A 12,608-nucleotide genomic window follows, 5' to 3' on the forward strand; every position below is an offset into this window, starting at 1 on the left:
TCGACGCTGAAAAACGTTGGAATTTTTTCGGTCGGTACAGCTCATTTGCTTATGAGCGTAAGGAGGAACTCATGAGCCAAACAGACATTTTCGTCATCGATTACAAACTTCACGGGCAGTCAAAGTCATTCGTGATTCGCGCCAAGTCCATGCGTAATGTTGATGCCTGGCATTGGGCAAGTTGCGATGCGGGTATAGCCCCAATCCCCAAGCCAGGTAAACCTCCGCTGAAGGTCGTTTCGAAACCTCAAGCCGAGCGGTTCGGAGTCACTGAAGTGAAGTGGCGCGAAACCGCTACGTTGGTATGGACAGAAGCCTAGCCATGACTGACTCATGAACTCGACGCGGTGACGGTGCGTCCACCGTCACCGCGTCGAGGACGTCTAGACCACCCTACTCCCAGCGTCGTGGAACGAGTTACATCTACCCTTTGCTGTGTTCAGGCGACGTTGGCCCCTCTTTGATTCCACGGGGGCCAGCAAGGCCCCAAACCACTAACCCTATCACTGGGAAAACGATAAGCCCGATAGCCCAACCCGCCTTCACCCCCACTGTTTTATCGCTGCCAAACACGCTGACAATGGCCCACAGATTGACGAGAAGAATGAACACGGCGACGGCAATCGCGATATAGCTGGTAGCTTGCGACATGATTTAGCCTCCTCAGGCTGATTACGGCGTAGATGCCTTGGCTGAAACGTGCAGCCTCCATGACATCCGCTTCTAATAATCGAGCGCGACGAAGGTGCTCATGGAGAAGCTTCGCGGTCTCGACAAGGATGGTCGGCTCACCATCAATCAACCGCGAGATCTCATCGCTCATCACGCCTCACCTTTATCGCGTTGCAAAACACGTTCGTGGAAAAGCGGCAACCAATGCAGTGCATATTCAGTGGCTTGTTTTTGCACCTCACAACGATCGCCGTGAAACCGGTGTTTATGGCTGAACAGGTGGCACTCATCAGCCATTTGAAAGGCCCAGGCAAAGCAGATCGTCCCTGCCGGGATGCCGTCTACATCGTCCGGGCCGAGAATCCCGGTGGTTGCGATGGCCGCATTGGCAGTGCTGTCGCGCAAGGCTCCCGTCGCCATCTCCCGGGCAACTTCCACGCTGGTCAAATTGAAAGTGTCGATGGTGTGTGGCTTAACGTGCAGTAGCCGCTGCTTGGCTTGCGGCGAATAAACAACGTACCCGCACTCGATGAAATTGCCGCTGCCTTCGACCTCGGAAAGCAACGTAACGATTTTGCCCGCCGTACACGACTCTGCTGTCGTGATCACCAAGGCGTTATCCCGCAGGTATCGAACGGTGTCTTCGGCAATGGGCATGAGCTCAACTCACAGGGTTATTGCTCGGTTGACCGACAGGAAGGACGAACATTCCATTGCATTTTGGCTTTGTCAGTTTCGGCAAAAAAGTGGCGATGAGTCCAGGTCAAACCCGGTAATTCGCCCGTAGCCGCGAAACTGTCTGCCCGCAAAGCGGTAAAAAAACCCTTCCTGGCATTTCCGCCAGCTCCCCCGGCAAACGTTCGCTGCAGTACGCAAAAGGCCCGGATGCCACGCTCCTTGCCCGACACACTCAATTGCGGTACAAAACGACCCAGTTGTACGACAACATAATAAAAACCCGCACGCCATCCCGAATGGCCGAGCACTGTTCGAGATCTGCCATGCCTCGCTCTACCCTTGCGCAAACTGCTCCGCCCCCTTTCCCCCGTCATCTGGCCGTGATCATTCTTCTGTGCATGGGCTGTGCTTTCGCTGGCAACCATGTGGCGGCTCGGGTCGCTTTTGATGATGGCGCGGGGGTGTTGCTGGCGATCTTGCTGCGTTCGGGCGGGACTTTACTGGTGCTCGCCATCCTGGTGCTGTGGCAACGACAAAGTCTGCGCCTGCCCGCAGGTGCCTGGCGCTGGCAGTTGCTGCTGGGGCTGCTGATTACCGCGCAAAGCCTGTGCCTGTATTCGGCCGTCGCTCGAGTCCCAGTGGCGCTGGCGCTGCTGGTGGCCAACGTGTTCCCCATCCTGCTGGCGTTGCTCACCTGGGCGATGGGTGGCCCGAGACCGACCGCACGCACTGCTGCGTTGATGGGTTTGATTCTGGTGGGGCTGGTGTTTGTACTGGACGTACCCGGACGTCTTTCGTCCACTACCAGCGTCGGCCCGGAATGGGGGCTGGGCGTCGCGCTCGCGTTCTGCGCCGCCAGCGTATTCGCCTGCGCGCTGTGGATCACCGACCACAAGTTGTCTCAGGTACGTGGCTCGGCGCGCAGTCTGTTGACCATTTTTATCGTCTTCAGCAGCATTAATCTGGCGGGACTGACCGGCGCCTTCCCAAGCGGACTGAACCTGCCCGCAACCTCGACCGGATGGCTGGCCCTCGCCACCCTTGTGGTGTTGTACGGCACCGGTTTTATCGTGCTGTTCATTTCGGTGCCTCGCCTGGACATGCCGCGCAATGCGCCGGTCATGAACATCGAGCCGTTGGCGACATTATTGATGGGCTGGATTGTGCTGGATCAAATGCTCAGTACCGGGCAGGTTTTCGGCGGGGTGATTGTGGTCGCCGGCATCGTATTGCTGACGTACCGCAGATCGGCGATCAAGGCTGAAGCCAAAGCTGTGGTGTGAAAAGCGGATGCTCACTGGCTCGCTCTACCCAACTCAAACCCGATAATAAGCCCGATACCACTGCACAAAAGCCGCCACCCCGACATCAACCGACACTTGGGGGCTGAAGTCGATGCACGCGCCAAGCGCCGAAACATCTGCCCAGGTCTTGACCACATCACCTTCTTGCAGCGGCAGATAATTGCGCTGGGCCTCGATGCCCAGCGCCCGCTCCAGACACTCGACAAACGCCAGCAGCGCGACCGGACTGCCGCGGCCGATATTGAACAACCGATTGGCGCCGCGCCCTTGCGTGCCCTCAGGGGGCTTGCTCAACAAGCGCTGGATCGACTCGACAATGTCGTCGATGTAGGTAAAGTCCCGAGCCATTTGCCCTTCGTTGTAGATATCAATGGAGCGCCCCTCGATCATCGCCTGGGTAAACTTGAACAGCGCCATGTCGGGCCGCCCCCAAGGCCCGTACACCGTGAAAAAACGCAGCCCGGTGGCGCGTAAGCCATAGAGATGGCAGTAGCTGTAAGCCAGCAATTCATTGGCGCGTTTGGTCGCGGCATAGAGTGAGACCGGCTGCTCGACGGGGTCCTCTTCGTGGAACGGCATCTTATGATTGGCGCCGTACACCGAACTGCTCGACGCGTAGATCAGGTGCTCTGGGGGAAACTGCCGACAGACTTCAAGCACATTCAGAAAACCCACCAGATTCGATTGCCCGTAGACGTCCGGTTGATCCAGTGAGTACCTGACACCAGCCTGCGCTGCCAAGTGCACGACGTATTCAAAACGGTGCTGTTGGAACAGCGCCATCAGCGCAGGTTTGTCGACGATGTCCATTTCGTGAAATTCAAAGCCTGGCAAAGATTGCAATGCGGCGAGTCGCGCCTGTTTGAGCGTGACATCATAGTAGCCATTGAGATTATCGATCCCGACAACTTCAATTCCGTCTTCAATCAAACGCTTAACAGTGTGGTAGCCAATAAACCCGGCAGCACCGGTCACGAGAATAGTCATGGCAATGCTTCCCCTTTAATACTTGGTTCGTGAGCGACTCAGCGATCAAAACAAACAATGGCGATTCTTTGACGCCACTAATCCATGCAAGCGTACCGCAAGCGACAACTACTGGAAGTTGTGAGGTTATAGCAGAGTTGATAGCGAGGCTTCAAAACTTCATGCAAACCACAGAAAAGCTACAATTAGGTTATTTCACCCACTAACGGGGAAAGCATTGTTAGTAACTAAACCGACTTGACAAGCCCCTGCAATCGAACGCGACCGCGCATAATCGAAAAAGTTTTGCGCAATTCTGAAAATATAAAAACACATACAAAACATAGACTTGAACAAACCGAAAAATACCGATGGATAAATGGCGCTTTTTTTGACTGTTAGTATTTGACAGCCGATCACGACTGGCCGATAACTATTCCCTGCCTGACTTGCCTACGCCGGAACCTTGCAGGTCTCCACCGTTAGTTGTCAGGCGACCATCTAAAAAACATTTCAAAAAGGTTGCATGTGCAAACCGTGCGGTAGCTTTGCCCAAACGAAAATTACCGCGTTTTGCACCAAAGACAGCCCGACCCACAACTAGAGCACGACCCGAGTGATTCATTTCTGAAACACTTACCCTGCCAATAAAAACATGTAACGCATCTGGCTTCGCCATCTTGGCCTTGATCAGCCTACTAGCTACCAGCAAGCATGAATACGCACTGAAGTGTCTGCGTTCGGCATGCTTACACCTTCGCTATGTATGGAGTATTCCAGCATGCTAACGAGTCGCCGCAGCGGTTCTAACTGGTATTTATTGCAGTGCAAACCCCGCCAGGATGAGCGGGCGCAATTCAATTTGCTTCAACAGGGTTACGCCACCTTTCGGCCTGAGCTGATGAGTAGTCGCATCGTGCGGGGCAAACGGCACAACGTTATCGAATCGTTGTTCCCGGGTTACCTGTTCATTCAGCTCAGCGCCGATGACAACTGGGGCCCGATCCGCTCCACCCGTGGCGTCAGCCGCATCGTCGAATTCAATCATGTGCCCGCCATCGTCCACGATCAGGTGATCGAACACCTGCGCGAGCGCAGTGCAACGTCGCTTGAATCCCCCACTCCCAACGCGCTCGAACCCGGTGAAATCTTGCACATCGTTCAAGGTTCGCTGGAGCCGCTTGAAGGTGTCTACCTGTCATCGCTGGGTGCTGAACGCGTGATGATTCTGTTGCAGGTTCTTAACCGGCAACAGCCTGTCCGCGTACCGCTGAGCCTGCTTGAGCGACAACGACAGTAACGCCCGCCATTCCCCCAGCCATACGCCGATACCCACTTTGCGGACCAAGAACCATGGCCCTGAATTCCCGCTGCCCCGCTGCCCTGCTCTTGGCCTTTCTGTACCCCGAAGTGGCCTGGTGCCTGGAGCCACAAGCGATCAATGTCTACGGCTTCGACTTCATCCCGAAGTTCGGCTTGTCGGAAAGCTACGACGATAACTTTCGTGAGCTTGAACACAATGTCCAATCGACGATGGTCACTCGGCTGGCGCCCTACTTCGAGCTCAAGGCCGAGGATCGCAACAGTGCGACGCGGGTGATCTGGGAGCCCACGCGCTACATCTACCACCAGGATGACGATGCCTCGAACACCGCCCAGCGCGTGCGCGCCGACAGCATCATGGAGTTCACCGATCGCCATCGGCTGAAACTCGAAGCTGAAGCGCGCAAGTACGAGCGCACGACCTCAACGGCCGTCGATGGCATCAACGACAAGATCGAAAGTACCCGAGTCAACGGCGTGTACACCTTCGGCGCGAAAACTGCCGCCAATCAAATCGACCTCGGCGCCAGTTATGCGCAACTGCGCTACGACAACGGCGGCGGCATCAACGACGACAAAGAGCGCAACACCAGCGGCTTTTCCAGCATCTGGTATCACCGCCTCGGCAGCAACACGCGCGGCCTGCTCGAATACGACCACACCCGGTTCGATTATCTGCAATCGGGCAGTACCCGCAGCAGCCGTTCCAATGCATTGCTGGGCGGAGCCGAGTGGGACATGAGCGCCCGTACCACCGGCATGCTCAAGCTCGGTTATGAACGCAAGAATTTCGACGAAAGTGGCGCCAGCGACCTGAGCAATCCCACCTGGCAAGTGGATCTGCAATGGAAACCTCGCACCTATTCGACCTTTACCTTTCTTGCCCGCCAGGCCATGGCTGAAGGTGACGACGGCGCTGACGCCGTGAAGTCGACCTTCACCCAGGTCGGCTGGCGCCACGGCTGGACGGAACGCATCACCACCGTGGCGCAGGCCGGCATGGGCCGCTACGACTACGAGGGTCAGTCGCGCAGCGACGACCTTCAGGACTACAACCTGGCGGTGATCTACAAGATGCGCCGCTGGCTGGATATCGAACTCGGTTATCGCTTTCGCGATAACGACTCGGACGCCGACAACGAGAGCTTCACCCGCAACGTCTTCCAGATCAGTTTCGACGTCAGTCTCTAAGAGGCCAGGCCCATGAATATGCGCATCGTTTTCCTGTTGTTGCTGGTGTGGCTGACTCCCGCAGCCCACGCCGCCGAAACCCTTACTGACTACAAACTCGCGGCAGGCGATGTCTTGCGCATCACCGTGTTCGGCGAACCGGAGCTGAGTTTCAAGAAGATCCGCCTCAACGATGCCGGCACGTTCTCGTATCCGTTCCTGGGCGAAGTCGTCGCCCGGGGCCTGACGCCCAATCAGGTGGAGCAGAAAATCGTCGAGGGCTTGAAGCAAGGCTATCTGGTCGATCCAAAAGTCAGCCTCAGCCAGATCGAGTACCGACCGTTCTACATCAATGGCGAAGTGCAGAAGCCTGGCAGCTATCCGTTTCAGCCCGGACTCACGCTTGAAAAAGCCATTGCGCTGGGCGGTGGCCTGACCGAACGCGCTTCGATGAAACGCGTGACCATCCTGCGCGGCGTGGGTGGCCCGCCCGTAATCGACGACATCAGCCGCACCACGGTCATCAGCCCGGGTGACACCATTTCCATTGCACAAGGCTTTTTCTAATCATGGACAACAGCCCTAGCACCTACGTCGAACGTCCCCTCCAGGCGCACTTGCGTGCGTCGCACAACGAAGAGTCGGACACCCTGGACCTGCTTCAGCTCTGGCGAACCGTCTGGGCGGCCAAGTGGAATATCGCCTTGCTGGTGGTGCTCAGTGCCGCGCTGGCAGCGGCCGCATTGTCCATGGTCACGCCGCAGTACGTCGGCAGCACCACCTTGCTGATCAAGGACAAAACGCCACCGGTGATGAGTTTTCAGCAGAATGCCGATACCGGTGGTTCGACCACCACTGATTATTTGCAGACGCAACAGGCGTTGCTGCAATCGCGCGATCTTGCCGAACGGGCCGTGAAGAAGCTTGGGCTGACTACCAACCCGATCACAGACCCTCGTCAGCAGCCCAAATCATGGTTCGCGCCACGGCAATGGCTGGCCGAGCTCAATCGTGGTGAATGGCTGCCCTGGCTGGAATACTTGCCGGCGCCCAAGCCAGCGCCGACCGAAGAGGACGTGTTCAACGAGGTCACGCAAAACCTGATGCTGCACACCAGCGTCAAATTCGTCGGCAAGAGCCAGTTGATCGAAATTGAAGTCGAGCTGCCTGACGCAGCGCTTGCGGCCGTCACCGCCAATGCACTGGCTCAGGGCTTTATCGACAGCCAGCAGGACACCAGCCTCAAGTCTTCGCAAAACAACACCAGTTGGATGAACACCCGCCTGGTAGAGCTGCGCAATAACCTGCGCGCCGCTGAAAACAAACTGCAGGGTTATCGCGAGGAACAAGGCCTGGTGGATGTCGACGGCGTCGCGACCATCAGCGCCAACGAGTTGCAGATGACCGGCAACCGGATGATCGATGCGCGGCGCAACCGTGCCGAGGCCGAAAGCCAGTTCCGTCAGGCGCAGTCGTTGAGCAACGGCGATATCAGCCGACTCTCGAGTGTGCCGGCGGTGCTGAGCAACCCTTTGATCCAGCAATTCCAGGCGGATCTGGCCAAGGCGCAAGCCAAGGTCGAAGAATTGTCCGGGCGCTACGGGCCGAAACACCCGTCGCTGGTGTCGGCCCAGACCGAATTGCGCACCGCCGCCAGCAGCCTGCGTCTGCAAGTGCAGCAAGTGGTCGCCGGCATTGAGCGCCAGTATCAGCTCGCGGTTGCCAGCGAAAGCGCGTTGCGCCAATCCTTCAACACCAACAAAGCGCAGATCCAGGACATCTCGCGCAAGGAATTCCAGCTGCGCGAATACCAGCGTGAAGTCGACAGCACCCGGGCGCTTTACGAAACCTTCGTCACCCGCCTGAAAGAAACCGCCGCCACCTCCGACATGGATTCAGCCAAGGCGCGGATCGTCGATGCCGCGATTGCCCCGACCGAAGCGAGCAAACCGCGCAAATCCCTGATCATCGCGATTGTCGCGCTGGTCGCCGCCGTCATTGGCATTGCCTTGGCCTTCTTGCTGGAAACCCTGAGCAACACCTTCAAGAGCGATGAAACCATCGAAAGCACCCTCGGCGTGCCGCTGCTCAGCGTGGTGCCGTTGGTGATGAAAAAAAGCCGTCGGCAACTGGCGCGCTTGTTCGAAGACAACGACAACCCGCGATTCTGCGAAACCATCCGCAACCTGCGCACCTGGCTCATGCTGCAAAACACCGAGGCGCCGGCGCAGGTGGTTTTGGTCACGTCGTCGGTGGCCGGTGAAGGCAAAAGCACCATCGCCAACAACCTCGCCTGCTCACTGACCTCGCTTGAGCGGGTGTTGTTGATCGACGCCGACATGCGTCAACCGACACTGTCGCTGAACTTCGATTTCCCACCGGAAAACCCAGGTTTGGCGAATGTGATCGCAGGCACCGCCAAACTCGAAGACTGCATCCGTACCGTGGGCAATCTCGACATGTTGCCGGCCGGCAGTCTGACGCTCTCCCCGCTTGACCCGTTCGACGCCCCGCGCTTGCCTTCGGCCCGTGCGCAATATGGATCCGCTCACCGGCCGCCGGCGCAGGATCTGCTCAGTTCGCCGCGACTGGGTCGCATGTTGGAGGCGCTGAAGGGCCGGTATAAACACATCATCATCGATTCACCACCGGCGGAAATGGTCAGCGACGCCCTGTTGCTGGCCAAGCATTCGGACGCCGTCATCTACGTAGTGAAAGCCGAAAGCACGCCGGTCGCGCAGGTGCAAAAAGGCCTTGCGGTACTTCAGCAAAGCCAGGCGCCCGTGTTCGGCGTGGTGCTCAACCAGGTCGATTTGCGTAAGGCGCGAAAATACGGCCACAGCCATTCGCGCTCCTTCTACGACTACGACTTCGCCCCCCGCTAACCCTTGATTTTTTAAGACAGCCTTGGTGGCGAGAGCGCTTGCGCCCTCGCCTCAGGGGCCCGTTCGTTCTTTTTTTGTGAGATCGAGTCGATGACGCCGCTCAATACCGCTCAAATGGCCCACCGCCGTGGCCTGACTTTCTGGGGCCAGTGGCTGTGCGCGATGACCTTGGTCAACCTGTTGCTGATCGTGCTGGTGCAATGGCGGGTCGGCAGCCTGCCCAGCGAATACCGCGTGCTGATGATCCTGACGATTCTCGGATCGGTGCCGACGTACAGCCTCATGCAGGTCTATCACAAGCGCCATGGGTTGCTGGCCGGGCTCAGCCGTTTGCTGGCCGGCTGGCTGATTCTGCTGGCGGCGCTGAGCACCATCGCGTTTGTCACGCAGACCAGCGCCCTGTATTCACGGCAGGTGATGCTGGTCTGGGCGATCGGAGGATTTGTGGTGCAGATGTGCAGCTTCCTGCCGCTGCATTTCGCCGTGCGACTGTATACGCGACTGAGCCGCAACGACCGTCGCTCAGTGATCATCGGCACGTGCTCAACAGCGCATGAATTGGCGAAAAAGCTTATTCACCCCGACCGTACTTTGTTGCTCGGCTTTGTTTCCGCCACGCCGCTAGTGTGCCCGGCACCGAGCATTCTGCCGCTGCTGGGGCATGTCGACGACATCCGCGAAATCATCACTCGCCTCGAAGCCCGTCGGGTCTACATCGTCTTGCCGATGGCCGACGCCGCCACCATCGAAGCGCTGTACATCGACCTGCTCGACATCAACGTCGACGTGGTGTGGATTCCCGATTTCGGCAGCATGGTCTTGCTCAACCACTCGATTTCGGAAATCGAGCGGATGCCGGCGATCTACCTCAACGAAAGCCTCATCACATCGCACCCCGGCAGTCTGTTCTGCAAGGACTTGCTGGAGCGCAGCCTCGCCGCGATGGCGCTGCTGGTGCTCAGCCCACTGCTGCTGGGCGTGGCGATTGCGGTGAAATGCTCATCCCCCGGGCCCGTACTGTTCAAGCAAAACCGCCACGGCTGCGACGGCGAAGTGATCAGGGTCTGGAAGTTTCGCTCGATGCGCGTCCACGACGATCACGAGGTGCGCCAGGCCAGCCGCAACGACGACCGCGTGACGCCACTGGGACGTTTCCTGCGCCGCAGTTCCATCGACGAACTGCCGCAACTGTTCAACGTGTTGTTCGGGCACATGGCGCTGGTCGGTCCGCGGCCGCATGCCGTCACCCACAACATCTATTACACCGGCAAGGTGCGCGCCTACATGGCGCGCCATCGCCTTAAGCCCGGCATCACCGGGCTGGCGCAGATCACCGGGCACCGTGGCGAAACCGAAACCCTGGAAAAGATGCAGCTGCGGGTCGCCCAGGACCTGAACTACATCAACCAATGGTCGCTGTGGCTCGACATCAAGATTCTGCTCAAGACCCCCCTCTCGCTGTTCTCCAAAAACATCTACTAACCGCGCGCGCCCGGTTCCCGGGCCGTCAACACGACCTACCGAGGTTTACCCATGAATGTGAGCGTATTCGGCATCGGCTATGTGGGACTGGTTCAGGGCGCCGCGTTGGCGCAGGTCGGGCACGACGTGCTGTGTGTGGATGTTGACGCCGCCAAGGTGCAAGCCCTCGAAAGCGGCACGCTGCCGATCTACGAGCCAGGCCTGAGGACGTTGGTGCGAGACAACCATCAGGGCGGGCGCCTTCGCTTCGGGACCGACCTCGGTGAAGCGGTGCGCCACGGCGACGTGCTGTTGATCGCCGTGGGCACGCCGCCCGACGAAGACGGTTCGGCGGACTTGCGCCACGTGCTGAGCGTGGCGCGCACCATCGGCCTGAACCTGCAACGCCACGTGATCATCGTCGACAAGTCCACCGTGCCGGTCGGCACCGCAGACCGGGTGCGAGAATGCATCACCGAGGCACTGCAAGAAAGCGACCGCGCCGACGTGACGTTCGATGTCGTGTCCAATCCGGAGTTTCTCAAGGAAGGCTGTGCGGTCGACGACTGCATGCGCCCCGACCGGATCATCATTGGCACCGACAGCCCGCGTGCCGAAGAGGTGATGCGCGAGTTGTACGAGCCGTTCAACCGCAACCGCGAAAAAATCATCGTGATGGATGTGCGCAGCGCCGAGCTGACCAAGTACGCCGCCAATTGCATGCTCGCGACCAAAATCAGCTTCATGAACGAGATGGCCAATCTCGCCGAAAAACTCGGCGCCGACATCGAGATGGTCCGCCACGGCATCGGCTCCGATCCGCGCATCGGTTATCAGTTCATCTACCCCGGCATCGGCTACGGCGGCTCGTGTTTTCCCAAAGACGTCAAGGCGCTGATCCACACCGCCGAGGGTGTCGACATCGATGCGCGGCTGCTCAAAGCCGTCGACTCGCGCAACAACGAACAGAAAACCACGCTGTTTCGCAAGATATCCGATCACTTCAACGGTGCGCTGCAAGGCAAGACTTTCGCGTTGTGGGGCTTGAGTTTCAAACCCGACACCGATGACATCCGCGAGGCGCCGAGCCGCGTGCTGATGGAAGCGCTGTGGCGGGCAGGCGCCAACGTCCAGGCCTACGACCCCAAGGCCATGGAAGAAGCGCAGCGTTTATACGGCGCCCGCGATGACTTCAGCCTTGCCGGCACCAAGGAAGCGGCGCTGAAAAATGCCGACGCGCTGATCATCGTTACCGAGTGGACATTGTTCCGCGCACCCGACTTCGACCTGCTCAAACGCCAACTCAAGCAACCGCTGATTTTCGACGGGCGCAATCTGTTCGATCCGCAACGCATGAGCACGCGCGGCTTCACCTATATCTCGGTCGGCCGCCAGACCCAGCAGGCGTTTGAACCGGGTGATGCGTCATGATCCGGCTCGCCTTGATGGGGCATTACTCGCCGAATCTGCTCATGGGCAACCGCGCATTTTCGTTTATCAATTTCGCTTCGATTGGCAGTTTCATCCGCCAGCCGCCGCCCTCCGTCGCCTACTTCTGCGACGGCATGCTGATGTCGGGATTCATGTCGTGGGTCACCGGGCAACCGGTGCAGCGGGTCAGTTTTGATTTCACCTCGATTGCCGACCCGGTGTTGCGCGATGCCGAACAGCAGCAGTTGAGGGTGTACATCGTCGGCGCCACGCAAACCGAGCTTGAGGCGTTCGTCGTCAAGCTGCGCGGGCGCTATCCGCGGCTGATCATTGCCGGCGCGCACAACGGTTATTTCAATCAGGCGCAAGCGGCGAACCTGCATGCCGACATCCGCACCAGCGCAGCGAACCTGTTGTTGGTGGGGCTCGGCGCCGGTTTGCAGGAGCGCTTCGTGATCGATGCGCTGAACGCCGGTTTTGCCGGAGTGGCCTTCACCTGCGGCGGTTTCATCCGTCAGGAAGCCAGCGCCAGCGAGTGCTACTACCCCGCCGCCATCAACCGCCTGCACCTGCGCGCGTTCTATCGCATGTACCGCGAGCCGCACACCATCAAACGCTACCTGCTCGACTACCCGCGCAACTTCTTGCAGCTGGCCGAGATGATCGTCCGGCACAAAGTTGCGATCGATATCACTGCGCCCTGAGCGCCGGGAATGAC

At 58.7% G+C, this 12,608-nt stretch carries 12 protein-coding genes; 9 read left to right on the forward strand and 3 right to left on the reverse strand.

Annotated elements, in window-relative coordinates:
* Positions 1 to 71 precede the first annotated feature (71 nt).
* Complete coding sequence (locus tag AB4P91_RS20210) at positions 72 to 320, forward strand: DUF6555 family protein (protein ID WP_150592551.1); 249 nt, start codon at positions 72 to 74, stop codon at positions 318 to 320.
* Between the two features lie 103 nt (positions 321 to 423).
* Here AB4P91_RS20210 and AB4P91_RS20215 read toward each other — a convergent pair whose 3' ends face one another.
* Positions 424 to 651: a PLD nuclease N-terminal domain-containing protein gene (locus AB4P91_RS20215; RefSeq protein WP_395603513.1), complete on the reverse strand. Its 228-nt coding sequence runs from the start codon at positions 649 to 651 to the stop codon at positions 424 to 426.
* A 171-nt stretch (positions 652 to 822) separates the two neighbouring features.
* Positions 823 to 1,329, reverse strand: coding sequence for a CinA family protein (locus tag AB4P91_RS20220; protein ID WP_150591671.1), 507 nt, complete (start codon positions 1,327 to 1,329; stop codon positions 823 to 825).
* A gap of 344 nt (positions 1,330 to 1,673) precedes the next feature.
* Between AB4P91_RS20220 and AB4P91_RS20225 the strand changes: the two genes are divergently transcribed.
* Entirely contained in the window at positions 1,674 to 2,633 is a 960-nt protein-coding gene (locus AB4P91_RS20225) for a DMT family transporter (protein ID WP_150591670.1), read from the forward strand.
* A 33-nt stretch (positions 2,634 to 2,666) separates the two neighbouring features.
* Here AB4P91_RS20225 and AB4P91_RS20230 read toward each other — a convergent pair whose 3' ends face one another.
* The gene (locus AB4P91_RS20230) at positions 2,667 to 3,641 is read right to left on the reverse strand and encodes an NAD-dependent epimerase (RefSeq protein ID WP_395603514.1); all 975 of its coding nucleotides are present in this window, start codon (positions 3,639 to 3,641) and stop codon (positions 2,667 to 2,669) included.
* Between the two features lie 760 nt (positions 3,642 to 4,401).
* Between AB4P91_RS20230 and rfaH the strand changes: the two genes are divergently transcribed.
* The 7 genes from rfaH to AB4P91_RS20265 all read left to right on the forward strand — a co-directional run bounded on the left by rfaH (position 4,402) and on the right by AB4P91_RS20265 (position 12,594).
* Positions 4,402 to 4,920: a transcription/translation regulatory transformer protein RfaH gene (gene rfaH / locus AB4P91_RS20235; protein WP_395603515.1), complete on the forward strand. Its 519-nt coding sequence runs from the start codon at positions 4,402 to 4,404 to the stop codon at positions 4,918 to 4,920.
* Between the two features lie 53 nt (positions 4,921 to 4,973).
* Complete coding sequence (locus AB4P91_RS20240) at positions 4,974 to 6,134, forward strand: outer membrane beta-barrel protein (protein WP_395603516.1); 1,161 nt, start codon at positions 4,974 to 4,976, stop codon at positions 6,132 to 6,134.
* 12 nt (positions 6,135 to 6,146) lie between these two features.
* A complete protein-coding gene (locus AB4P91_RS20245; protein WP_150687439.1) occupies positions 6,147 to 6,680 on the forward strand; it encodes a polysaccharide biosynthesis/export family protein in 534 nt (177 codons plus the stop codon).
* Between the two features lie 2 nt (positions 6,681 to 6,682).
* The gene (locus AB4P91_RS20250) at positions 6,683 to 8,998 is read left to right on the forward strand and encodes a Wzz/FepE/Etk N-terminal domain-containing protein (protein ID WP_150687440.1); all 2,316 of its coding nucleotides are present in this window, start codon (positions 6,683 to 6,685) and stop codon (positions 8,996 to 8,998) included.
* Between the two features lie 90 nt (positions 8,999 to 9,088).
* A complete protein-coding gene (locus tag AB4P91_RS20255) occupies positions 9,089 to 10,480 on the forward strand; it encodes an undecaprenyl-phosphate glucose phosphotransferase (RefSeq protein ID WP_395603517.1) in 1,392 nt (463 codons plus the stop codon).
* A 51-nt stretch (positions 10,481 to 10,531) separates the two neighbouring features.
* Complete coding sequence (locus tag AB4P91_RS20260) at positions 10,532 to 11,890, forward strand: UDP-glucose dehydrogenase family protein (RefSeq protein ID WP_395603518.1); 1,359 nt, start codon at positions 10,532 to 10,534, stop codon at positions 11,888 to 11,890.
* Entirely contained in the window at positions 11,887 to 12,594 is a 708-nt protein-coding gene (locus tag AB4P91_RS20265) for a WecB/TagA/CpsF family glycosyltransferase (protein WP_395603519.1), read from the forward strand. Before AB4P91_RS20260 ends, AB4P91_RS20265 begins: the two co-directional genes overlap by 4 nt.
* Positions 12,595 to 12,608: the final 14 nt, after the last annotated feature.

The organism is Pseudomonas sp. B21128, from assembly GCF_044218865.1.
Taxonomy (GTDB): Bacteria; Pseudomonadota; Gammaproteobacteria; order Pseudomonadales; family Pseudomonadaceae; genus Aquipseudomonas; species Aquipseudomonas iridis.

Excerpts from the sequence above, each read along its gene's own strand:
- AB4P91_RS20255 (WP_395603517.1), top strand. The coding sequence starts at position 9,089 with ATGACGCCGCTCAATACCGCTCAAATGGCCCACCGCCGTGGCCTGACT.
- AB4P91_RS20210 (WP_150592551.1), top strand. The coding sequence starts at position 72 with ATGAGCCAAACAGACATTTTCGTCATCGATTACAAACTTCACGGGCAG.
- rfaH (WP_395603515.1), top strand. The coding sequence starts at position 4,402 with ATGCTAACGAGTCGCCGCAGCGGTTCTAACTGGTATTTATTGCAGTGC.
- AB4P91_RS20240 (WP_395603516.1), top strand. The coding sequence starts at position 4,974 with ATGGCCCTGAATTCCCGCTGCCCCGCTGCCCTGCTCTTGGCCTTTCTG.
- AB4P91_RS20245 (WP_150687439.1), top strand. The coding sequence starts at position 6,147 with ATGAATATGCGCATCGTTTTCCTGTTGTTGCTGGTGTGGCTGACTCCC.
- AB4P91_RS20220 (WP_150591671.1), bottom strand. The coding sequence starts at position 1,329 with ATGCCCATTGCCGAAGACACCGTTCGATACCTGCGGGATAACGCCTTG.
- AB4P91_RS20225 (WP_150591670.1), top strand. The coding sequence starts at position 1,674 with ATGCCTCGCTCTACCCTTGCGCAAACTGCTCCGCCCCCTTTCCCCCGT.
- AB4P91_RS20250 (WP_150687440.1), top strand. The coding sequence starts at position 6,683 with ATGGACAACAGCCCTAGCACCTACGTCGAACGTCCCCTCCAGGCGCAC.
- AB4P91_RS20215 (WP_395603513.1), bottom strand. The coding sequence starts at position 651 with ATGTCGCAAGCTACCAGCTATATCGCGATTGCCGTCGCCGTGTTCATT.
- AB4P91_RS20265 (WP_395603519.1), top strand. The coding sequence starts at position 11,887 with ATGATCCGGCTCGCCTTGATGGGGCATTACTCGCCGAATCTGCTCATG.
- AB4P91_RS20230 (WP_395603514.1), bottom strand. The coding sequence starts at position 3,641 with ATGACTATTCTCGTGACCGGTGCTGCCGGGTTTATTGGCTACCACACT.
- AB4P91_RS20260 (WP_395603518.1), top strand. The coding sequence starts at position 10,532 with ATGAATGTGAGCGTATTCGGCATCGGCTATGTGGGACTGGTTCAGGGC.